At 55.7% G+C, this 22,983-nt stretch carries 20 protein-coding genes, 1 pseudogene and 1 riboswitch; of the genes and pseudogenes, 12 read left to right on the forward strand and 9 right to left on the reverse strand.

The window, feature by feature from the left end:
- Nucleotides 1-16: 16 nt before the first annotated feature.
- Both lexA and WFO64_RS10735 read right to left on the reverse strand, forming a co-directional pair.
- A complete protein-coding gene (gene lexA / locus WFO64_RS10730; protein ID WP_010252231.1) occupies nt 17-631 on the reverse strand; it encodes a transcriptional repressor LexA in 615 nt (204 codons plus the stop codon).
- 105 nt (nt 632-736) lie between these two features.
- Complete coding sequence (locus tag WFO64_RS10735) at nt 737-1,105, reverse strand: diacylglycerol kinase (protein WP_337011464.1); 369 nt, start codon at nt 1,103-1,105, stop codon at nt 737-739.
- A 128-nt stretch (nt 1,106-1,233) separates the two neighbouring features.
- Between WFO64_RS10735 and plsB the strand changes: the two genes are divergently transcribed.
- Nucleotides 1,234-3,657 (forward strand): glycerol-3-phosphate 1-O-acyltransferase PlsB, encoded by a 2,424-nt coding sequence (gene plsB, locus WFO64_RS10740; protein ID WP_337011536.1) that lies wholly within the window; start codon nt 1,234-1,236, stop codon nt 3,655-3,657.
- Between the two features lie 257 nt (nt 3,658-3,914).
- Here plsB and ubiA read toward each other — a convergent pair whose 3' ends face one another.
- From ubiA to WFO64_RS10760, 4 genes are all read right to left on the reverse strand, one after another.
- Nucleotides 3,915-4,799 carry a 4-hydroxybenzoate octaprenyltransferase gene (ubiA, locus tag WFO64_RS10745; RefSeq protein ID WP_337011466.1) on the reverse strand — a complete coding sequence of 295 codons (885 nt, stop codon included), beginning with the start codon at nt 4,797-4,799 and terminating at the stop codon, nt 3,915-3,917.
- A gap of 10 nt (nt 4,800-4,809) precedes the next feature.
- On the reverse strand, nt 4,810-5,322 hold the full coding sequence (ubiC, locus tag WFO64_RS10750) for a chorismate lyase (protein ID WP_337011468.1): 513 nt from the start codon (nt 5,320-5,322) through the stop codon (nt 4,810-4,812).
- Nucleotides 5,323-5,408: 86 nt separating this feature from the next.
- On the reverse strand, nt 5,409-5,819 hold the full coding sequence (psiE, locus tag WFO64_RS10755; protein WP_337011470.1) for a phosphate-starvation-inducible protein PsiE: 411 nt from the start codon (nt 5,817-5,819) through the stop codon (nt 5,409-5,411).
- 71 nt (nt 5,820-5,890) lie between these two features.
- The gene (locus tag WFO64_RS10760; RefSeq protein WP_337011538.1) at nt 5,891-6,598 is read right to left on the reverse strand and encodes a UTRA domain-containing protein; all 708 of its coding nucleotides are present in this window, start codon (nt 6,596-6,598) and stop codon (nt 5,891-5,893) included.
- Nucleotides 6,599-6,803: 205 nt separating this feature from the next.
- On the opposite strand from WFO64_RS10760, the gene WFO64_RS10765 reads away from it, so the two are divergent.
- The 6 genes from WFO64_RS10765 (at nt 6,804) to WFO64_RS10790 (ending at nt 13,065) form a co-directional block, all read left to right on the forward strand.
- On the forward strand, nt 6,804-7,865 hold the full coding sequence (locus WFO64_RS10765; RefSeq protein ID WP_337011472.1) for an ABC transporter substrate-binding protein: 1,062 nt from the start codon (nt 6,804-6,806) through the stop codon (nt 7,863-7,865).
- A 20-nt stretch (nt 7,866-7,885) separates the two neighbouring features.
- On the forward strand, nt 7,886-8,698 hold the full coding sequence (locus WFO64_RS10770; protein WP_337011474.1) for an alkaline phosphatase family protein: 813 nt from the start codon (nt 7,886-7,888) through the stop codon (nt 8,696-8,698).
- The gene (locus tag WFO64_RS10775; protein ID WP_337011476.1) at nt 8,695-9,540 is read left to right on the forward strand and encodes an ABC transporter permease; all 846 of its coding nucleotides are present in this window, start codon (nt 8,695-8,697) and stop codon (nt 9,538-9,540) included. Before WFO64_RS10770 ends, WFO64_RS10775 begins: the two co-directional genes overlap by 4 nt.
- A gap of 11 nt (nt 9,541-9,551) precedes the next feature.
- Nucleotides 9,552-10,337, forward strand: coding sequence for an ABC transporter permease (locus WFO64_RS10780; protein ID WP_337011478.1), 786 nt, complete (start codon nt 9,552-9,554; stop codon nt 10,335-10,337).
- Nucleotides 10,338-10,339: 2 nt separating this feature from the next.
- Nucleotides 10,340-11,332, forward strand: coding sequence for an ABC transporter ATP-binding protein (locus WFO64_RS10785; protein ID WP_337011480.1), 993 nt, complete (start codon nt 10,340-10,342; stop codon nt 11,330-11,332).
- Nucleotides 11,333-11,439: 107 nt separating this feature from the next.
- Nucleotides 11,440-13,065 carry a Na/Pi cotransporter family protein gene (locus WFO64_RS10790; RefSeq protein WP_337011482.1) on the forward strand — a complete coding sequence of 542 codons (1,626 nt, stop codon included), beginning with the start codon at nt 11,440-11,442 and terminating at the stop codon, nt 13,063-13,065.
- Nucleotides 13,066-13,161: 96 nt separating this feature from the next.
- Here the strand turns inward: WFO64_RS10790 and panS are convergent, their stop codons facing one another.
- The 3 genes and pseudogenes from panS to lysC all read right to left on the reverse strand — a co-directional run bounded on the left by panS (nt 13,162) and on the right by lysC (nt 16,051).
- Nucleotides 13,162-14,079: a ketopantoate/pantoate/pantothenate transporter PanS gene (gene panS / locus WFO64_RS10795; protein ID WP_337011484.1), complete on the reverse strand. Its 918-nt coding sequence runs from the start codon at nt 14,077-14,079 to the stop codon at nt 13,162-13,164.
- A 183-nt stretch (nt 14,080-14,262) separates the two neighbouring features.
- Nucleotides 14,263-14,526 (reverse strand): annotated as a pseudogene (locus WFO64_RS10800) (aquaporin); the annotation flags it as partial.
- 172 nt (nt 14,527-14,698) lie between these two features.
- Entirely contained in the window at nt 14,699-16,051 is a 1,353-nt protein-coding gene (lysC, locus tag WFO64_RS10805; RefSeq protein ID WP_337011486.1) for a lysine-sensitive aspartokinase 3, read from the reverse strand.
- Between the two features lie 113 nt (nt 16,052-16,164).
- Nucleotides 16,165-16,357, reverse strand: a riboswitch (Lysine riboswitch).
- A gap of 391 nt (nt 16,358-16,748) precedes the next feature.
- On the opposite strand from lysC, the gene pgi reads away from it, so the two are divergent.
- From pgi to WFO64_RS10830, 5 genes are all read left to right on the forward strand, one after another.
- The gene (gene pgi / locus WFO64_RS10810) at nt 16,749-18,395 is read left to right on the forward strand and encodes a glucose-6-phosphate isomerase (protein ID WP_337011487.1); all 1,647 of its coding nucleotides are present in this window, start codon (nt 16,749-16,751) and stop codon (nt 18,393-18,395) included.
- A gap of 564 nt (nt 18,396-18,959) precedes the next feature.
- A complete protein-coding gene (gene yjbE, locus WFO64_RS10815) occupies nt 18,960-19,217 on the forward strand; it encodes an exopolysaccharide production protein YjbE (protein WP_090963646.1) in 258 nt (85 codons plus the stop codon).
- A gap of 194 nt (nt 19,218-19,411) precedes the next feature.
- Nucleotides 19,412-20,059 (forward strand): YjbF family lipoprotein, encoded by a 648-nt coding sequence (locus WFO64_RS10820; protein ID WP_337011493.1) that lies wholly within the window; start codon nt 19,412-19,414, stop codon nt 20,057-20,059.
- Nucleotides 20,056-20,799 carry a capsule biosynthesis GfcC family protein gene (locus WFO64_RS10825; RefSeq protein WP_337011495.1) on the forward strand — a complete coding sequence of 248 codons (744 nt, stop codon included), beginning with the start codon at nt 20,056-20,058 and terminating at the stop codon, nt 20,797-20,799. Before WFO64_RS10820 ends, WFO64_RS10825 begins: the two co-directional genes overlap by 4 nt.
- Complete coding sequence (locus WFO64_RS10830) at nt 20,799-22,889, forward strand: YjbH domain-containing protein (protein WP_337011497.1); 2,091 nt, start codon at nt 20,799-20,801, stop codon at nt 22,887-22,889. Before WFO64_RS10825 ends, WFO64_RS10830 begins: the two co-directional genes overlap by 1 nt.
- The last annotated feature ends 94 nt before the right edge of the window (nt 22,890-22,983 follow it).

Consider the following 22,983-nt stretch of genomic DNA (forward strand, 5'->3'; position numbering starts at 1 on the left):
CACGCTGGCATAAGAATCAGAGCCACTCGCCGTTGCGTACCACACCAACGGCCAGACCCTCGATGGTCAGTGATTGCGCACGGGTATCAACCACAATCGGGTCAAAATCACTGTTTTCAGGCAACAGATGAACGATAGCGCCCTGTTTTTTCCAGCGTTTAACGGTGACTTCATCATCGATGCGGGCAACCACAACCTGGCCGTTACGCACATCCTGGGTTTTATGCACCGCAAGCAGATCGCCATCCATAATCCCGATATCTTTCATCGACATTCCGCTGACACGCAGCAGGAAGTCAGCCGAAGGCTTAAACAGGCCCGGATCGACCTTGTAGTGGGTTTCAATATGTTCCTGCGCCATGATCGGCTCACCGGCAGCAACCCGGCCAATCAGCGGTAGCCCTTCTGAGGCTTCTTCTTCCATTAACAGACGAATGCCGCGCGATGCACCGGAAACAATCTCAATGACGCCTTTGCGCGCCAGCGCTTTCAGATGCTCTTCTGCCGCATTCGGCGAGCGGAAGCCAAGCTGCGCGGCAATCTCTGCCCGCGTAGGCGGCATGCCCGTTGAAGAAATATGGTCGCGAATCAGGTCATAGACCTGCTGCTGCCTGCTGGTTAATGCTTTCATCCCGCCCCCTGGTTGTTTATACAGTCGCTGTGAGTATATACAGGTATTGGCGAAATGGAAACCGATTGTCAGGGAAAACGCGTCCTCAGACGCGTTGTGGAAGGCTTATCGCAAATGTGTCCAGAGCAGCGCGATCCAGACAAAGAGAGCCAGTAAGATGCTGATCAGTACCGCCGCCGAGCCCATGTCTTTTGCCCGGCCCGCCAGCGGATGATGTTCCTGACCGATGCGATCGACCACCGCTTCAATGGCGCTATTGAGGATTTCGACAATGACCACCAGCACCACCGACCCAATCATGAGGATGCGGGAGACCACATCGACATCCAGCCAGCACGCAATAATAATAGCGGCCAGCGCGGCCAGTGCTTCCTGGCGAAACGCCGCTTCATGTTGCCAGGCGGCACGCAGTCCCTGCCAGGAGTAACCTGCGGCTTTTACTATTCTGATAAGTCCGGTGGCATTATTTGCCATGATGTGGGAACCCTTTCATCGGATTGACGTCAATGTCTGGGCTGCGTGCAATTGGCACCACCACAGATCTTCGCTGCGCTTTCTGGTATGCTTGCGGCGCTTTGCTAACAAGAGGCTTCATGTTGTCTATGTCAGGTTGGCGTAAACTCTATTACAAATTGCTTAATTTACCACTCTCCTTTTTGGTAAAAAGTAAGGCCATTCCGGCCGATCCCGTGTCTGAACATGGTCTGGATCCGACCCGACCTATTATGTATGTGTTGCCTTACGATTCGAAGGCTGACTTACTAACTTTACGCGCACAGTGCCTGCGGCATCATCTGCCCGACCCGCTCACGCCGCTGGAGATTGATGGTTCACTGCTGCCACGCCACGTGTTTATCCACGATGGTCCTCGCGTATTTCCCTATTTTGTGCCCAGCGTTGAATCAGTGAAAATCTTTCACGATTACCTCGACCTGCATCGCAATAATCCTACGCTGGATATTCAGATGCTGCCGGTCACCGTGATGTTTGGCCGCGCACCAGGACGTGAAGTTCAGGGCGAAGCAACGCCACACCTGCGGGTGTTGAACGGGGTGCAGAAGTTCTTTGCGGTAATCTGGCATGGGCGAGACAGTTTTGTCCGCTTCTCGCCTACCGTGTCGCTACGCCGCATGGCAACGGAACATGGTACGGATAAGTCGATCGCTCAGAAGCTGGCCCGCGTGGCACGCATCCATTTTGCCCGTCAGAGAATGGCAGCGATTGGCCCGCGTTTGCCGGCACGTCAGGATCTGTTTAATCGTCTGCTGCAATCCAAAGCGATTGAAAAAGCAGTTGAAGATGAAGCACGCAGCAAAAAAATCTCTCATGAGAAAGCGCAGCAGAATGCCGTCGAGATGATGGAGGAGATTGCCGCAAACTTCTCCTACGAAGCGATTCGCGTCACCGACCGTGTGATGGGCTGGCTCTGGAGTCGTCTCTATCAGGGCATCAACGTCAATGGCGGCGAAAAAGTTCGCCAGCTGGCGCAGGATGGCCACGAAATTGTCTATGTGCCGTGCCATCGCAGCCACATGGATTATCTGCTGCTCTCCTATGTGCTCTATCATCAGGGGCTGGTGCCGCCGCACATCGCAGCCGGTATCAATCTCAACTTCTGGCCAGCTGGCCCGATTTTCCGTCGCCTGGGCGCTTTCTTTATTCGTCGTACCTTTAAAGGCAACAAGCTCTATGCCACGGTGTTCCGCGAATATCTCGGTGAGCTGTTCACCCGGGGCTATTCGGTTGAGTACTTTGTCGAAGGAGGCCGTTCACGTACCGGGCGCCTGCTGGATCCTAAAACCGGCACGTTAGCCATGACGCTTCAGGCGATGCTGCGCGGCGGAAATCGCCCGATCACGCTGGTGCCGATCTACATCGGCTATGAGCACGTGATGGAAGTGGGCACTTACGCCAAAGAATTGCGCGGCGCGGCTAAAGAGAAAGAGGGCTTCATGCAGATGGTGCGCGGCTTACGCAAGCTGCGCAATCTCGGACAAGGTTACGTAAACTTTGGTGAACCCCTGCCGCTGGTCAACTATCTCAACAAGCGGGTACCGGAATGGCGCGACGCGATCGATCCGATTGAGCCGCAGCGTCCAAACTGGTTAACGCCGACCGTCAATGATATCGCCGCCAGCCTGATGGTGCGGATCAATGAAGCGGGCGCAGCCAACGCCATGAACCTCTGTGTCACAGCGCTGCTTGCGTCACGTCAGCGCTCACTAACCCGTGAACAGCTGATTGAACAACTGGAGTGCTATACCCAGTTGCTGCGCAATGTGCCTTATTCGCCCAATGCGACCGTACCCGATCTCTCAGCGGAAGCGCTGCTGGATCACGCTATGGGTATGAATAAGTTTGAGAGTGAAAAGGATAGTATTGGCGACATCATCATTCTGCCGCGTGAGCAGGCGGTGCTGATGACCTACTATCGCAACAATATTCATCACATGCTTGTGATGCCGGCGCTGATTGCCGCCATTGTTCAGCAGCATCAGACGCTGAGCGAAGCTGAACTGCTGCGCCAGGTGAGCCTGATTTACCCGATGCTGAAGAGTGAGCTTTTTCTGCGCTGGCAGACTGATGAACTGCCACAACTGCTGACTGAACTGAGTCAGGAGCTGGCGCGTCAGGGCCTGATTTCGCTCGAAGCGGGTGAGTTGCGCTTTACCGCTGCGCGCTATCGCACGCTACAACTGCTGGCAGCCGGTGTGCGTGAAACGTTGCAGCGCTATGCCATTACGTTCTCCATCCTCAGTGCCAAGCCGACGATTAACCGTGGCACGCTTGAGAAAGAGAGCCGGACCCTGGCACAGCGTTTGTCGGTGCTGCACGGTATTAATGCACCGGAGTTCTTCGACAAAGCGGTTTTTACCTCGCTGGTGCTGACACTGCGCAATGAAGGGTATATCAGCGACAGCGGTGATGCCGATGTCGCGCAGACCCTGGCGACCTGGCACATTCTGGCTGATCTGGTCACCAGTGATGTCCGCATGACAATTGAAACTGCTGTGGCTCACGACTGAGATCAGTACTCAGTAAAAAGGCGACCTCATGAGGTCGCCTTTTTTATGTCTGAAACTGCCGTTCCAGGTGGATCTGATAGCAATAGATAAACTCAACACGCAGGGAACACGGGCAGGAGGAAAGCGTCCCGCGCCACGAAAGCCGCAGGCCGAGCGTGCCAGGGAAGGCGGCCTTTGCGTCTTTCCGATCTGGCCGTGTTTCCTGCGCATACTCGATCTGACCGCTAAACAAGTCTTTTTGCGCCTGAAACTCTCTGTCAGAACAGCTGGCTGAATGGCGGCGTATTCATCAGTACGCCAAGAAACAGCACCATCCCGACATAGTTGTTGTTCAGGAAAGCCTGGAAACAGGGCTGGCGTTCGCGCCCGGCGATCAGCTTCTGCTGATAAACAAACAGCGCAGCAGCCAGCAACAGTGTCCAGTAGAAGGCGCTATTCAGATGCAGCATCATGCCTACCAGCGCCATCAGCAGCAGGGTCACCAGTTGCAGCAGGCCAATGATCAGCTTATCGAAGCGACCAAATAAAATTGCGGTCGACTTCACCCCAATTTTGAGATCATCATCCCGATCTACCATCGCATACTGGGTGTCATAAGCGACCGTCCAGCAGATGTTAGCGATAAATATCAGCCAGCAAACCAAAGGTAAGGACTCACTAACTGCGGACCATGCCATGGGAATCGCCCAGCCAAACGCGGCACCCAACACCACCTGCGGCAGATGGGTATAGCGCTTCATAAAGGGATAAACCCAAGCCAGCGCCAGCCCCACCACGGAGAGCATGATCGTCATCAGGTTCATGGTCAGCACCAGCGCAAAAGCCACCAGTGCCAGTATCACGAACAGCAGCTTAGCCTCTTTTGCACTCACCGCACCGCTGGCCAGTGGCCGATGCTTCGTGCGCTCGACATGACCATCTACTTTGCGATCGGCGTAGTCATTGATGACACAACCGGCCGCACGCATCACGATGACGCCGGCAACAAACACCGCCAGCACCGGCAGCGGCGGGATTGCCATGTCAGCCAGCCATAATGCCCAGAGCGTTGGCCACAGCAGCAGCAGCGTGCCAATCGGTTTATCGATGCGCATCAGGCGAGTATAGGCCCGCCATTTATTCATACTTAAGCTATTTTGCACCACAGCCCTCTCAGACCAGATCGCGATAGAGCGGCGATGCCGGTAAAAACAGTTCCGTCAGCAGCAGCGGTTTGCCGGAGAGACGCAGGCGTGAACGCCGTCCCCACAATCCCTCCACCTGCCCCGGTTCAATAAAATCGCGGGTCAGCGTCGAAGAGGAGAAGAGATAGCGACCCAGAGGACGGGTTCCCAGCTGTTGCAGCATCGCTTCTGGCCCGTTGAGCGTGCTTTCCGGCACCAGCGTGCGGCCAGCCAGCCAGGGCTGATCGTCGCCGAACAGCAGCACTTCCCTCAGCCAGAAGCGTTCATCGTCTGGCAACAACCCCTTTTCACCATTCAATTCGCTGGCGTCAATAAAGCCTTCACGCAGCGGCTGCACTGTAACCCGCTGACAATGCTGTTCAAAACGGCGCGTCATTGAATCTTCCTCCATTAGCCAGTCGAGCAATGGTGGCGCAAGCGATGCCTGCGACGGAGAAAGCCAGTTGAGCGCACGTAATAAGCTGAGCGCGTCTTGCGACATAGCACCACTCCCAATCATTTTCAGGTCGGTAGTTTAGCGCAGAGACGCGATGCGAACACCTGCCGTCGTGAAAGACGGCAAGAGGATTACTCGCGTTTCAGCCGGTTGCTGTTTGCCAGCCACAGGGTGACCACCAGAATCAGAATCGCCGAAGAGTAGCAAAGCGTATCGAAGGGATTTTTATGGTCGACGATAATCAGGCGGATAATTGCCGTGATACCGATATAGACAAAATAGCGCAGCGGAAAGTGATAGCCAGACTGAAAATACTTAACAATCAAAGCAATAAATTCAAAGTAGAGGAAATAGATGACTATTCCCTCAATCAACAGATAGGAGGATGCCTGTTCGCCGGTGTTAAACAGCACGTTTGCCAGATGGATAGTTTCTTTGCCTAAAAAGACAACCAGGATGATTGCCAGACTCAGCAGACCCAGATTCAGCACCCATTGCAGTACCGTTGCAAGGTGGCGGGCCAAAGGATTTTTGTCACTCATGTTGCACCTTAGAAAAGGAGTTATTAGCGCGCGGTATCATGCGCGAGTGTGACGCAAATCACAATAACTCATCAGGCCTCCACATCCACACAGAGCGCATCGTAACGCCAGTATTCACAGTCGCAATCAATCACCTCTTTTTGCTGATTGCGATTGATGCGGGTGATCAGCAAACCGGGGCTGCCAGGGGCTACATTCAGCGTGGGTGCGGCGATCTCCGGCAACGGACCGGGCAAAATCGTGAAGCGCGCCCCGCCGTAACGAATGCCGTAACGCTGGTCATAGAGATCGGTCAGGGAGCGAGTCAGATCTTCATCGAGCAGACCCGGGAAAAAATGCGGATTAAGGTAGTGTTCAACATAAAGTACCGCACGCCCATCGATGCGCCGCAGGCGGCGGATGCAGTACACCGCCGAACCAGGGGGCAGCCACAACGCTGTCGCTATGCTGTCGTGCGCCGCTACCTGTTCGGCAGCTATGACCTCGGTGGTCGCCTGCCGTCCCTGCTCCGTCGCCATGGCATGAAAGTGGCTGTGATGCAGCGGGTTGTAGATCAGCCGCGGCGGCGCAATAAACCAACCGCGACGGAGTTCCCGGTAGATCATCCCCTGAGCCTCCAGCTTGCCCAGCGCTTCCCGCAGGGTAATCCGGGTGGTGCTAAACGCCTCGCTTAAGGCACGCTCCGCCGGCAGTCGCCCGCCGCTAAACTCACCGGCCTGAATGCGCGACCGCAGTACGCTGGCGATCGCATCCGCCGTTTTGAGTGCTATCAACCCCACGACAGTAGCCTCATTTTGGTGCGACTCCGCACTCATACTGTTCAGGTAAACGCGCCTGTAACGGGCGAACGGGCCGCGTCTTTCATCGCCCATTCCCCGCACAGCGTGCCCTGTCATAAACCGTTCATATGCAGGGGCTACATTGGCTCGGTTCTTGCTGGACTAGACCAGCCAGGCCCATCAACTTACACCCGGAGCAACTGAGATGAAAGCGTTTATCGCCTCTGTAGTAGCCAGTGCTGTCGTGCTCACCCTGCCCGTTTCGCAGGCCGCCGATAACGATCTCGCCGCGCTCGAAAAAGCGGCGCGCAGTGAAGGCCAGGTCAACAGCGTCGGGATGCCGGACAGCTGGGCCAATTGGAAAGGTACCTGGAATGACATCAGCAGCAAATATGGCCTTAAGCACAGCGATACCGATATGTCATCAGCGCAGGAACTGGCGAAATTCGATGCGGAGAAAGAGAACGCCAGCGCGGATATCGGTGACGTAGGCGCCGCCTTTGGCCCGATCGCGGTCGCCAAAGGTGTGACCCAGCCCTATAAACCGACTCACTGGGAGCAAATTCCGGCCTGGGCCAAAGATAAAGAGGGTCACTGGGCGCTGGCCTATACCGGCACCATCGCCTTTCTGATCGACAAACAACAGGTCAAAGATATCCCCCACAGCTGGGCCGATCTGAAGAAAGGTAAGTATGTGGTTACTATCGGTGACGTCGGCGTGGCAGCTCAGGCAGCCAATGGCGTTCTGGCTGCAAACTATGCCTTAGGCGGCGATGAAAAGAACCTGAAACCCGCGCTGACTTTCTTTGCCGATCTGGCAAAACAGGGTCGTCTCGGCGTCACCGATCCGGTGATTGCCAACATTGAAAAAGGCGAAGTGCAGATGGCGGTGGTGTGGGACTTTAATGCCCTTAATTACCGTGACCAGATCGACAAAAACCGCTACGAAGTGGTGATCCCGTCTGACGGCTCCGTGACATCCGGCTATACCACAATCATCAACAAGTATGCGAAACACCCTCACGCCGCCAAACTGTCGCGCGAATATATCTTCTCCGACCAGGGACAGATTAATCTGGCGAAAGGCTATGCACGCCCGATCCGTGCCGAGCATCTGACGTTGCCAGCAGACGTTCAGGCTCACCTGCTGCCGCAATCGGAATATAAAAATGCCCGTCCGGTTAAGGATCAGGCTGCCTGGGATAAATCATCGAAAATGCTGCCGCGTCTGTGGCAGGAAAACGTCATCATCAACATGCAGCAGTAATTCGCGGCAGGGAGAACGGAATGAAGACCATCCTGGTAGTGCTGGACGGCCTGAGCAATCAGGTCGCACAACATGCAATGGGTTACCTGCATGCCGAATGTTCGCAGGGCAACGGGTTCTATTACCGTATGACCTGTGAATTACCGTCGCTGTCACGCCCGCTTTATGAGTGTATTCTTACCGGTGTTCCGCCGGTCAGAAGTGGCATTATTCATAACGGCGTCAGCCGGTTGAGTCGCGAGCGCAGCGTGTTTCACTTTGCGCGAGAGGCGGGCCTGACCACGGCGGCGGCGGCCTACCACTGGGTGAGTGAGCTTTATAACCGCACACCGTTCGTCCCGGCGCGCGATCGCCACACTGACGCGCCGGACCTGCCGATTCAGTACGGCCATTTTTATTCTGACGATAGCTATCCCGACTCACATCTGTTTGAAGATGCAGAGAGCCTGCGGCTGCGTCACGATCCCGATTTTCTGCTGATTCACCCCATGAACATCGACGATGCCGGTCATAAATCCGGCCTCTCCTCGCCACAGTACCGCAACCGGGCGCGCATCGCCGACGGCCTGCTGTCGCAGTGGATGCCCTTATGGCTGGCCGGGGGCTACCAGGTAATGATAACCGCCGATCACGGCATGAATGACGATCGTTCCCACGGCGGTATTCTGCCGGAGGAGACAACGGTACCGCTGTTTGTCTTTGGCCGCGCTTTCTCGTTACAGCCTGACCTTGCGCCGCAGCAGACCGATCTGTGTGGCACCCTGTGTGAACTGCTTGAGGTGGCGCATGACAAGCCGGTCTGTCGCGGGCTGCTGGTGGAGCCACAGAGATGAGAGGAAAAGGATTCGCACTGCTGCTGCTGTTCCCTTTCACGCTGTTCTGGGTCGCCTTTCAGTTGGCACCGCTGTTATGGATCGCCATCAACAGCTTCTGGAGTGAGATGAACAGCCAGTGGGGCTGGGATAACTATCACGACATTCTCACCTCCCCCTTTTACCAGCAGGCGTTTCGCTTTTCGCTGGATATTTCGCTCTGGTCAAGCCTCTATGGATTACTGATTGCACTGGTCACCGGCTATTCGCTCCATCAGCTCGGCGGCGGACGACTGCAGCGCTTTCTCATCTCCTTTACCAACATGACCAGCAATTTTGCCGGTGTCCCACTGGCGTTTGCCTTTGTGATTCTGCTGGGGCTGAATGGCTGCCTGACACTGCTGCTGCGCCATTATGGTCTGGTTGAGAGCTTCAGACTTTTCTCGCGCAACGGCATGGTGCTGGTCTACACCTGGTTCCAGATCCCGCTGGGCGTGTTACTACTCTACCCGGCGTTCGACGGGCTGAAAAAAGAGTGGCAGGAGTCCGCTGCGCTACTGGGTGCCAGTCGCTGGCGCTACTGGAGGCACATCGGCCTGCCGATTCTGTTTCCGGCACTGCTCGGTACCTTTGTGATCCTGCTGGCGAATGCGCTGGGCGCTTATGCCACCATTTACGCCCTGACCACCGGTAATTTCAACGTGGTGCCGGTGCGCATCGCCGCCCTGGTTTCCGGCGATATCTCACTGGACCCTCACACCGGCAGCGCGCTGGCGATGCTGCTGGTGGCGATTATGGCGCTGATCACCCTGGTGCAGCAGCATCTGGTGCGCCGCAGCTATCTCAATGCTAAACAGCCATGAAAGGAACTGCCATGTCACGTGCTGAGCACCTCTATCACCGAATCATGGTCGCGTTACTGTTTACCCTGCTGGTGCTGCCTTTGCTGGCCACGCTACTCTATGCACTGTCGTCCGACTGGAGTAACACCATTCTGCCGCAGGGCTATAGCCTGAAGTGGTTCATGCAGCTCTGGCGCGACCCGCGTTTTCTCACGGCGCTGGCCCATTCACTGTTGATTTGCTTTGGCGCACTACTGTTCTCGCTTTTGCTGGTGCTGCCTGCCATGTTTGTAATCGCTTACTATTATCCAGGGCTGGATGCGGTGATGAACATCCTGATCCTGATGCCGTTTGCCGTGCCGCCGGTGGTGTCGTCAGTGGGATTACTGCAACTCTACTCTTCCTCACCCCTGATGCTGACCGGTACACCGTGGATATTGATCGGCTGTTATTTCACAATCGCATTGCCCTTTATCTACCGGGCACTGGCGAACAATATGCAGGCCATCAATCTCAAAGAGCTGATTGATGCCGCGCAGCTGCTGGGTGCCAGCACCTGGCAGGCGGCGCTGTGGGTGGTATTGCCCAACCTGCGTAAAGGGATGTTGATTGCCGTACTGCTCTCTTTCTCCTTTCTGATTGGCGAATTTGTCTTCGCTAACCTGCTGGTTGGCAACCGTTATGAAACCCTGCAGGTTTACCTCTTCAACATGCGCAACGGCAGCGGTCACTTCACCAGCGCGCTGGTGATCTCCTACTTCTTTGTGGTGCTGCTGGTCACCTGGCTGGCCAACGCCCTGAATCCCGAACGAGGATAAATATGAGTTTCCTTGAGGTCAGAGAACTGAACAAGTCGTATGGACCGACAACCATTTTTGAGCAGATCGATTTCAGCGCGGCGGAAGGGGAATTCATCACCCTGCTCGGCCCCAGCGGCTGCGGTAAATCGACGCTGCTGCGCTGTCTGGCTGGATTAACCGGGGTCGACAGCGGCGAAATCAGGCTGGAGGGCAAAGATATCGTACCGCTGGCCCCGCAAAAGCGCGCCATCGGCATGGTTTTCCAGAGCTATGCGCTGTTTCCCAACATGACGGTGGAGAAGAATGTCGCGTTTGGCCTGAAGATGCAGAAACTACCCGACGCGCAGATTCGCCAGCGGGTACTGGAGGTACTGGAGCTGGTCGAACTCAACGACTATGCGCGCCGTTATCCGCATCAGTTGTCGGGCGGGCAGTGTCAGCGCGTGGCGCTGGCGCGTTCGCTGGTGACGCGTCCGCGTCTGCTGCTGCTGGATGAGCCCCTGTCGGCACTGGATGCACGTATTCGTCGCCATCTGCGCGATCAAATCCGGCGCATCCAGCGTGAGCTGAACCTCACCACCCTTTTCGTCACCCACGATCAGGAGGAGGCGCTGACGCTTTCCGATCGCATCGTGCTCATGAACCGGGGTAAAATCGTGCAGAACGGCGACGCCGAAGCGCTCTATACCCAGCCGGTCGATCTCTTTGCCGCCGGATTTATTGGCAACTACAATCTGCTGAGCGCTGCGCAGGCGACGCGGCTGACCGGCCAGCCTTTTCACAGCCAGGTGGCAATTCGCCCTGAATCGATGCTGTTCACTGCGCCGGGCCTGGGCATTCCTGCGGAAATCATTAGCCACAGCCTGCTGGGCAACGTGATCCGTTATCGTATCCGGGCACATGACGTGGAGCTTTCGGTTGATGTGCTTAACCGATCTGCGGCGGATTTGCATCCCGCTGGCAGGAAGATTGGTCTACAATTAGAGATGTCGACTTTGCGCCAGGTGGCTTAAAACACAGGAAAAAATCACGCATCGCACGGCAATCGCCTTCACAGATTGCTCTTTCCGTCAGGCTGGCAGTCTGTGCTTTGAGCCTGACAATCGAGGAGCAACACCCCGTGTTAACCCTGCTTAATTTACTCTCTGCAGTAGCCCTGCTGGTCTGGGGCACGCATATTGTGCGAACCGGCATCATGCGGGTCTACGGTGCCGATCTGCGCCGCGTCCTGAGCCGTAGCATCGAAAAAAAACCGATGGCATTTCTGGCGGGCATTGGCGTGACTACGCTGGTGCAGAGCAGCAACGCCACCACATTGCTGGTGACCTCTTTTGTGGCGCAGAATCTGGTCAGCCTCACGCCCGCCCTGGTGGTGATTCTTGGCGCGGATGTCGGTACCGCCATTATGGCGCGTATCCTGACGTTTGATCTCTCCTGGCTCTCACCGCTGTTTATCTTTTTTGGCGTCGTGTTTTTCCTCAGCCGCAAGCAGACCCGCGCCGGTCAGTTAGGCCGCGCCAGTATCGGCCTGGGCCTGATACTGCTGGCGCTGCAGCTGATTGTCGAAGCGGCTCGCCCGATTACCCAGGCCGCCGGTGTCCAGGTGCTTTTCTCCAGTCTGACCGGCGACGTGATGCTTGATGCGCTGTTGGGTGCCGTGTTCGCCATTATCAGTTACTCCAGCCTGGCTGCGGTGTTGATCACCGCGACGCTGACCGCCACCGGCGTGATATCGTTCAAGGTGGCACTCTGTCTGGTGATTGGTGCCAATCTCGGTAGCGGCCTGCTGGCGATGATTAACGCCAGCGGCTCAAATGCGGCGGGCAAACGCGTGGCGCTCGGCAGCCTGCTTTTCAAGCTGATCGGCTGCGTGCTGATCCTGCCGTTTGTCAATATTGTGGCGACGTGGCTCGATAAGCTGCCGGTCAACGACGAAGAGTTAGTGATTTTCTTCCATGTGTTTTACAACCTGATTCGCTGCGTGGCAATGGTGCCGTTTGCTGACCTCATGGCGCGCCTCTGCCGTCGTCTGATCGCCGACGACGTGGACAATGCAATGCACCTCAAGCCGAAGCACCTTGATCGCAGTGCGCTCGACACCCCGGCACTCGCGTTGGTCAACGCCGCCCGCGAAGCGCTGCGCATGGGTGACGTGCTGGAGCAGATGCTGGAGGCATTTAACAAAGTGGTGCATGGCGAATCCCGCGAGGAACGCACGGTGCGACGGCTGGATGATGATGTCGATGTGCTCTATACCGCTATCAAACTCTATCTGGCGCGAATGCCGAAAGAGGATCTGCCCGAAGAGGATTCACGTCGCTGGGGCGAAATCATTGAGATGTCGCTTAATCTGGAGCAGGCCGGCGACATCATTGAGCGGATGAGCGGCGATGTCGCTGACAAGTCGCTGGCAGCGGGCCGCGCATTTTCTGCCGAGGGACTAAAAGAGCTGGAGGGGCTACACGAGCTGTTAATTGCCAACCTCAGAATGAGTCTGTCGGTGTTTCTGTCGCACGATGTCACCAGTGCCAAACGGCTGCGCCGCGCTAAGCATCGCTTCCGTCTGATGATTCGCCGCTACTCTCACACTCACGTTGACCGCCTGCATCAGCAGAACGTGCAAAGTATTGAGACCAGTTCGCTACATCTCGGTTTACTCGGCGACATGAAGCGCCTGAATTCACTGTTCTGCAGCGTGGCCTATACCGTGCTGGAGCAGCCCGACGATGAACGTGATTATGAGTAGAGACGTGAAAGACTGAATCCCCTGCCGCGCCGGAGCAATGAGTTTCCGGCGCGACAACGCGAACAGCTGGCGCAACGTACTCACGCGCCAGCGATGCTATTTCTTCTTAATCGGCTTCCCGGACCAGTAACCTGCCAGCAGTGAACCTGACAGGTTGTGCCATACCGAGAACAGCGCGCCTGGCAAAGCCGCCAGCGGTGAGAAGTAGAGTTTGCCCAGCGTTGCCGCCAGACCGGAGTTTTGCATTCCGACTTCCAGCGCCAGCGTACGGCAGGTTGACTCATCGAAGCCAAACAGCTTACCGCCCCAGTAGCCACCAAGCAGGCCAATCGCGTTATGCAGAATCACCGCCGCGATCACCATCAGGCCGACCGATCCAATAAAGCCCTGACTGCCTGCCACCACCGCGCTGATGATCAGCAGAATGCAGACCATCGAAAACGCAGGCAGCCAGGGTTCTACCCGGCGAACCACATTGTTCATGCCGTGATGAATGATCAGCCCGAGGCTAATCGGGATCACCACGATCTTCACAATGCTTAGCAGCATGCCAGCCACATCAACCTGAATGTGGGTATCAACATAAAGGCGGGTCAGTAACGGCGTAGCGAATACCCCCACCAGTGCGGAGACTGACGAGATCGTTACCGACAGCGCCACATCCCCTTTCGCCAGATAGATCATGACGTTGCTGGCAGTACCGCTGGCAACGCTGCCGACCAGAATCATACCTGCTGCCAGATCGGGCGGCATATGAAAAAGTTTTGCCAGCCCCCAGGCGGCTAAAGGCATCACCAGATAGTGCAGAAAAGTTCCGGCAATCACCGGCGCAGGCCGGGTCAGCACCCGTTTAAAATCGTCAATATTCAGGGTCACACCCATGCCGAACATAATCAGCATCAGCAGATAAGTGACCCAGGGACCGATGCCGAGAAACATACCTGGAGAGTAATAAGCGGCGACAGATAACAGCACGGCCCAAAGCGGGAACAGGCGGGTTAAGGTGGCGAGCATAGCCAGACTTCCTTATAAGAATGTTATGTTTTATGCAGAGTTGCCATAGAGAGTCGCCATGCAGAAACGACTGCCGTGACGAGGACGGGATCATAACATTTCATTATCATGACGTAAGGCGAAGATAGGGCGTGGCGGGAAAATGCGGATTGACTGCTGCCAATCCACTGAATATTGGTGAAATTACGCTGCTTTTTCCTGTAAACCACGGTAGATCAAACCCCCCATCGCGGTGCCGATAATCGGCATCAACCAGAGCATTCACCGCTGAGCGATCGGCCCGTCACCCTTGAACAGGGCCGCCGCGGTACTGCGTGCCGGGTTAACCGGGGTGTTAGTCACCGGAATGCTGATCAGGTGGTTCAGCGTTAACGCCAGACTAATCGCGATCGGCGCAAAGCCTTTCGGCGCGCGCTCACTGGTGGCCTCCATGATCACAATCAGGAAGACAAGTACACGAAATGCGCAGAGAAACGGGTTGCACCTTACTAATTAAACGCACCAGCCACTCGCATTAAATTAATTTTTCGGGAATAGCGTACCAGGAAGGGAGCAGGCAGATATGACCCTTTTTTCCGCTTTTCAGGCCGCGCTGACGCGGCCTGAAGGGCAGACAAACTTACTCGAACAGATTGCGATGCAGCGTACGTACCACGCTTTCAGCATCGTTGCCCGGCACCAGGAAGCAGAGATTGTAGCTGCTGGCACCGTAGCAAATCATCCGCAGGTTGAACGGATCGAGTACACCAAATACCTCTTTGCCGACGCCGCAGGCTTTTGATAGCTGGTTGCCGATAATCGCCACCAGTGCCAGATCTTCTTCCACTTCTACCCGGCACAGCGACGAGAGTTCAGTCAGCAAAGCCTGAGTCAGCAGGCTGGCACTGGTTGAGGTCGAGCCGGTGGTATCCAGGGTCAGCGCCACGCTCACTTCGGAGGTGGTGATCAGGTCAACAGAGACGTTATGACGCGCCAGAATGTTGAAGAGTTCGGCGAGGAAACCAAACGTATGCAGCATGTTAAGACTGTGCAGCGTCAACAGCGTCTGCTTACGGCGTAAAGCCAGCGCCCGGAACAGCGGCGGGTTGCGGGTTTCGTTGCAGACGCGGGTTCCCCCCGCAGCCGGATCCTTGCTGGAACCGACGAATACCGGAATACCACGGCGTACAGCCGGCAGCAGCGTCGCCGGATGCAGCACTTTTGCGCCGAACGTCGCCATTTCAGCCGCTTCTTCAAAGGTAATTTCATCAATACGCTTCGCCGTCGGCACCACGCGCGGATCGGTGGTGTAGATGCCCGGTACATCAGTCCAGATATCCACGCGAGCCGCGTTCAGCGCTTCACCCAGCAGCGCAGCGGTGTAATCACTGCCGCCCCGTCCCAGGGTGGTGGTGCGCCCTTCACTTTCACTGCCAATGAAACCCTGCGTAATCACCAGTGCCTGCTCAATCCGCGGCTCTAACTGCGCTGTCACCTGCTCCGCCAGCACCTTCACGTCCGGGGCTGCCCGGCCAAAGCGGTCATCGGTACGCATCACCTTGCGGACATCAAACCACTCCGCATTCACCTGGCGTTCACGCAGAATTTCAACAAACAGCAGTGAGGACATCAGCTCACCGTGGCTGACCAGTTCATCGGTCAGGGCATTCGAGGTTGCCAGTGAAGCGGCTTCTGAGAGCATGCTGATATTGTCGATCATTCGATCGATCTCATCACGGATCACATCCGGACGCTGCAGGCGATCAATAATGGCATACTGGATACGGCGGATATCATCAAGCAGAACAGCGCGTTGGGGAGCCTGCTGGCCTTCAGCCAGCGCAACCAGCAGATTGGTAATGCCCGCCGAGGCGGAGAGTACGACCAGACGCGTACTGGCGTCCTGCAACACCACATTGGCGCTGCGGTTCATCGCTTCAAAATCGGCTACGCTGGTGCCGCCGAATTTTGCCACAATCAGTGTTTGAGACATGTAGGACCTCGTGTCAGGTTATCTTGTTCTCGCCGATGAAAGGGTCGAGAAACATTCTTTCAGCCAGGCACAAGGAAAGAGCAGAAACGGGCAGACCAGATCAGATAGACGAGTCACCCAGAAGCGCCCCACCTTGCGAAACGTCGACTGCAGACGTTTCTGGTGACAACCCAGAGGATTCAGCCCCTGTAGCCGACAGGCAACACACCGCGTGCTGACCCACCTCGGCGTCGCTCCCCATCATGTGTTTTCACCGGATACGGTTCCTCCAACACACTGCCTGGGCGACGCGCCTCTTCTGGCTTGCGCACAGGTGCGCAAGTAGGCGCATAGATCTAGCCTTTTCTGGACCTGCTGTCAATGTCAGCGATGACCGCAGAGCCGCATCAGAAAGCAAATGACGCTGTATTACAGCGGCTACAGTGCTTAATGGGTTCAGCACCTGCAGCAATCCCTGATAAGGCACAACGTTTTGCGCAGACTTTCGCGTCACACTGTGCCGCGCGTTGCTTCTTCGACCCGCTGGCTGTTCGCACCAGTGAATGCTGACGATAAACAGCGGCGTTCAGATCGCCTGCCCGGGTCGCGCTGACAAAATTTTTCCTTTCAGATACAACTGTGGTCATACTGAAATGCTAAATGGGTACGATGTGCCCCCGATGGAATGACGGTTCTTAATATCAACAAGAGTGTTGCCATGAAAAATATCAATCCGACACAAACCGCAGCCTGGAAAGCGCTGCAACAGCATTTTGAGCAGATGAAATCGGTAGAAATTGCCGATCTGTTCGCCCAGGATGCCGATCGTTTTGCCAAATTCTCTGCCACCTTTGATGATCAGATGCTGGTGGATTTTTCCAAAAACCGCATCACCCAGGAAACCCTCGATAAGTTACAGGCACTGGCAAAAGAGACCGATCTGAGCGGTGCCATTAAGTCTATGTTCTCGGGTGAGAAGATTAACCGCACCGAAGATCGTGCGGTGCTGCACGTTGCGTTGCGTAACCGAAGTAATACGCCGATTCGGGTGGATGGCAACGATGTGATGCCAGACGTCAACGCGGTGCTGGACAAGATGAAAGGCTTTTCAGAGCGCATTATCAGCGGCGAATGGAAAGGCTATACCGGTAAAGCGATCACTGACGTGGTGAATATCGGTATCGGCGGCTCCGACCTCGGCCCGTTTATGGTGACGGAAGCGCTGCGCCCGTACAAAAACCATCTGAACATGCATTTCGTCTCCAACGTTGACGGCACCCACATCGCCGAAACGCTGAAAGATCTCAGCCCGGAAACCACCCTGTTCCTGGTGGCATCGAAGACCTTCACCACCCAGGAAACCATGACCAACGCCCACAGCGCACGCGACTGGTTCCTGAAAACGGCGGGTGACCAGCAGCATGTTGCGAAACACTTTGCTGCGCTGTCGACCAACGCCAAAGCGGTGGGTGAATTCGGTATCGACACCAACAACATGTTTGAATTCTGGGACTGGGTTGGCGGCCGCTATTCACTGTGGTCAGCGATTGGGCTGTCGATCATTCTCTCTATTGGTTTCGATAACTTCGAACAACTGCTGAGCGGCGCACATGCCATGGACCAGCACTTCGCATCCACCCCGGCTGAGCAAAACCTGCCGGTGCTGCTGGCGCTGATTGGTATCTGGTACAACAATTTCTTTGGTGCTGAAACCGAAGCGATTCTGCCTTACGACCAGTACATGCACCGCTTTGCCGCCTATTTCCAGCAGGGGAATATGGAGTCAAACGGCAAATATGTGGATCGGGACGGTCATCCGGTGGACTACCAGACTGGCCCAATCATCTGGGGCGAACCCGGCACCAATGGTCAGCATGCGTTTTATCAGCTGATACATCAGGGAACCAAGTTGGTTCCGTGTGACTTTATTGCCCCGGCCATTACCCATAATACGCTCGCGGATCACCATCCGAAGTTGCTCTCTAACTTCTTTGCCCAGACCGAAGCGCTGGCGTTTGGTAAGTCACGCGAAGCCGTAGAGAAAGAGTTTACCGAGGCCGGTAAATCTGCAGAGTCGGTGGCCCATATCGTGCCGTTCAAGGTCTTTGAAGGTAACCGCCCGACTAACTCTATTCTGCTGCGTGAGATTACCCCCTACAGCCTGGGCGCCCTGATTGCCCTGTATGAGCACAAAATCTTCACTCAGGGTGCCATCCTGAACATCTTCACCTTCGATCAGTGGGGCGTGGAATTAGGTAAGCAGCTGGCGAACCGTATTCTGCCGGAACTGGAAAATGAGGACGACATTACCACCCATGACAGTTCCACCAATGCCTTAATTAACCGCTATAAATCCTGGCGTTAACCGGTGTTAAATTAATCGGGCGGCAACTTTGCCGCCTTTTTTTGGCTATTTTAACGCCTGATTGGACTCTTTATCGATTCAGAGATTCACTCCGACGCGGGAAAAGTCCTAAAATAACCTAAGATAATTCTGAACATCGATACATTAAAAAGGTCTATATGCAGTATTGCGTGGATCTAAAAACAGGAGATATGAAGGGTTAGTTGTTGATTCATAATCATATTTAATTTCAGCTTCTCTAAGTAAATTCTGATAATTCTTATTCCGTACCAGATATAAATAAAAAAGAACATTACGCTTTGCAATTGTCTCGCCAGCAGCGAAATATCTGGCATCAGCCCGAAATATTCCGATATAAAAAGCAGTTACCCCCAATCCAGCTTATTAAATTACGCGTTCACCCCACCCTTCACCCTGGTTTTTCTGGTGCTGAACTCTGGTATTTTGTTGCCCTATACTGAACGCGCCCGCAATGGGACTGTCCGTCGATTTTGCCGCAGTCTGACTGCGTCGCATTGTCAGCGGACAGAGATCCTTCATTCACTCAATGCAGGAAACGTTATTATGAAAAAAACTATGGTTGCCGGTGCAGCCTTGATCCTCGTTGCCGCTTCTTCCAGCGCATTTGCTGCGCCACAGGAAGCAGGTGAAGCAGGTACCGCAGCAGGCGCGCAGGCGGGAGCAATCTCGTCCGGCACTTCCACCGCTGTCGGTATCGGCGCACTTGGCGCGCTGGTCGGGCTCGGCATTGCCGCTTCTGGCGGTGGTGACGGTGCAAATACCGGTACAACAACCACGACCACGACGAGCACCACTCGTTGATGGATGCCCGATACGCGTCTGATTACTGATCGGTGACCCACGGGCGAGGCTGAAAAACTGACTACGGTGAGGGTTTCAGCAACGCAACGTAGTCTGCCGCTTTGCAGCCAGACGGGACGGGCAGAGCACCTTTAAACATAACCACACGCCTGTGTGGTTATTTTTACTTTGGCATGACTTATCAGGGACACACAGTGCGCCAACTTCCTCTGCTGCTCGCTTGCCTGCTGCTGCAGGCCTGTACACAAACGCAAAAAGGTCTTGAACAGACTTTGCTGCTCGCGGTTAACGGTCCGGATGACGTGACCGTCACCGATCAACAGGTCAACAATCTTCCCTATGCCAGTCTCTATGCTCGTCTGAATGAAGGTCCGCGCATTTTTGTGGTGCTGGGCTACAGCGAGAAGGGTCAGCAGAAATGGGTGACTCAGGATCAGGCGATGCTGGTGACACAGCACGGCCGCCTGGTTAAAACCCTGGGCTTACCGGATAACCTGCTGAGCGTCAGCAATCTGCAACAGGATCCGCTTGCTGACAGCCTGCATATCAGCAATGACGCAGGCTGGACCCGCATTGTGCAGTGGACCGAGCAGGGCAAGGTGCGCGGCGCGACCGTGCGCTCCACCTTCCAGCGCGGCACCGACGAAGTGCTGACCGTGGCGGGCAACCGCATTCCCTGCCGCGTCTGGCATGAGCAGGTAAGCATCGACAGCAGTAACCGCGAGTGGGAAAACACCTTCTGGATCGACAACAGCAGCGGTGATGTGGTGCAGGCCCATCAGATGCTGGCGGCTGATGCCTTCCCTGTCGATATCACTATTCTGAAGCCGGCGAAATCATGAAAAAACTTACTATTTTGCTGGCCGGGCTGAGCCTGTTCAGCGTCGCAGAAGCGCAGGCGACTGCGCAGGTTATCGTCCATGCACCGCACAACGGTGGTCAGGCTGAGCTGAGCCAGGTCGCGGATCTGTCGCAGCTGGTGACACTGCCGCCACTGCAGGTCAACACTGACTGGCGCAGTACGTTTATTGCCGAGCGCAGCGCCAGCGCGGTCGCACAGCAGCACTATCAACAGACACTGGGCGCATTACGTGCCTGGCGTGCCGACAGCAGTGGCGATCGGGCCGCAGCCATTGATGAGGTGATCCGCCAGCTGAGCGCTATCAACGTGGCAGGTCGCCAGTTCACTTCGCTCGACCCGGACTGGATCCGTCTGCATCCCGCTGACAACCGTCGGCTGGAAGGCAGCTATGACCTCTATCTGCAGGCACCATCCGATTCTGTGCTGCTGCTCGGCGCACTAAGCGGCACAGGCAAGGTGAGCTGGCAACCGGGTAAATCAGTACGCGACTATCTGGATGGTCACCCGTCACTCTCCGGGGCAGAACGCAATTTTGTCACGGTGATTGCCCCTTCGGGCGCCACACAGCAGGTGCCGGTTGCTTACTGGAATCATCGCCATGCGGAAGTGGAACCAGGCAGCATTATCTGGCTCGGCTTTTCGTCATGGAGCCTGCCAGGCAGCTATGAAGACCTCAACGATCGCATCCTTTCCGTACTGACTCACCGGATACCAGACTGATGAAAAAACGTTATCTCTTCAGCCTGTTGGCTGTTTCCGTGGCGGCCGCCTGTCAGGCACAGGCAGATACCTGGCCTGCGCCGGTAGGGCCTTCACAATCCGATTTCGGCGGCGTGGGTCTGATGCAGGTGCCGACGGCACGCATGGCCAAAGAGGGCGAGTTTAGTCTCAACGCGCGCGACAACGATCAGTACCGATACTACTCTGCGTCATTGCAGCTTTTTCCGTGGCTGGAGACCACCGTGCGTTATACCGACGTGCGGACCCGTCAGTACAGTGCGGTCTCAGAGTTCAGCGGCACGCAGAGCTATAAAGATAAAGCCTTCGACCTGAAACTGCGTCTGTGGCAGGAAGGCTTCTGGTTGCCCGAAGTGGCAGTGGGAACCCGCGATCTCGGCGGTACCGGCCTGTTCGACAGCGAATATCTGGTGGCGACTAAAGCCTGGGGACCGTTCGACTTTACCCTGGGTCTCGGCTGGGGTTATCTCGGCAACAGCGGCACGGTGAAGAACCCTTTCTGCTCATACAGCGACAGCTATTGCCAGCGTCCGCAAGTGGGCGAAGCGGGTTCAATCAATGGATCGCAGATGTTCCACGGTCCGACGGCGCTGTTCGGCGGCGTAGAGTATCAGACGCCCTGGCAGCCGCTGCGCCTTAAAATGGAGTATGAGGGCAACGACTACCAGAATGATTTTGCTGGCCGCCTTGAGCAGCGCAGCAAGCTCAATGTCGGGGCGATTTATCGTGTGACTGACTGGGCTGATATTAACGCCAGCTACGAACGCGGTAACACCTTTATGTTTGGTGTCACCATTCGAACCAACTTCAATGATCTGCGACAGGCGCATATCGATAACGCGAAGCCGGCCTATAATCCGCAACCGCAACCGCAACTGCTTGAGCCGACGGTAGTGGGAACGCAGTTGACCGACCTGAAATACAATGCCGGTCTTGATGGTCCGCGTATTCAGACCCAGGGTCACACGCTGTATGTGTCGGGCGAGCAGACGAAGTATCGCGATACCCGTGAAGGGGTAGACCGCGCTAACCGTATCATCATGAACCATCTGCCGGACGGCATCGACACCATCAATGTCACCGAGTCGCGCTTTAATATGCCGCAGGTCACCACAGAGACGCAGGTTGCCAGCCTGCGTAACAATCTGGAAGGTTATCCGCTGGGCCATGAGCAGTCGCTGCAACAGACCCGCAAAGAGCCGGTCGATCCGGGTAACACCGAACAGGGGATGTTTATCCGTAAAGATCGCCTGAACTACAGCCTGTCACCGGTGCTGAACCAGTCGGTGGGCGGCCCGGAAAGCTTCTATATGTATCAGGTCGGCGTAATGGCCAACGCTGATTACTGGTTAACGGATCACCTGCTGGTGGGTGGCAGTCTATTTGGTAACCTCGCCAACAACTACGACAAGTTCAACTACAACGGCGCACCGGCTGACTCGTCGTTGCCGCGCGTGCGTACCCATATCCGTGACTATGTTGAGAACAATGTCTACGTCAACGATCTGCAGGCGAACTATATGGGCCACCTCGGTAACGGCTTCTATGGTCAGGTCTACGGCGGGTATCTGGAGACGATGTACGGCGGCGTGGGCGGCGAGCTGCTCTATCGTCCGGTCGATGCTAACTGGGCGGTGGGCGTTGATGCCAACTACGTCCGTCAGCGTGATTGGGACAACATGATGCAGTTTAACCGCTATAAAGCGTCAACCGGCAACCTGACGGGTTACTGGCGGCCGTGGTTTATGCAGGATGTGCTGGTGAAAGCCAGCGTCGGTCAGTATCTGGCAAAAGATAAAGGTGTGACGGTCGATGTGTCGAAGCGCTTTGACAGCGGTGTGATGGTCGGTGTCTATGCCACCAAAACCAACGTCTCGTCTGAAGAGTATGGCGAAGGCGACTTCACCAAAGGCTTCTATATCTCCATCCCAATGGATCTGTTCACCGTGACGCCAACGCGCGGTCGCGCGCAGGTGAACTGGGTGCCACTGACGCGTGATGGCGGTCAGATGCTGGGTCGCAAGTACCAGCTGTATGATCTGACGTCCGATCGCGACGCGCGCTTTAACTAAGCAGAGGCGGCCACATTCAGGCGGCTGCCAGACGTAAAGCGAGGGGAGCATACGCCTGAAGCAAAGCATAGCAATGAGATCGCGCCTGCTCAGG

This window comes from Pantoea sp. AS142 (genome assembly GCF_037152305.1).
Taxonomy (GTDB): domain Bacteria; phylum Pseudomonadota; class Gammaproteobacteria; order Enterobacterales; family Enterobacteriaceae; genus Pantoea.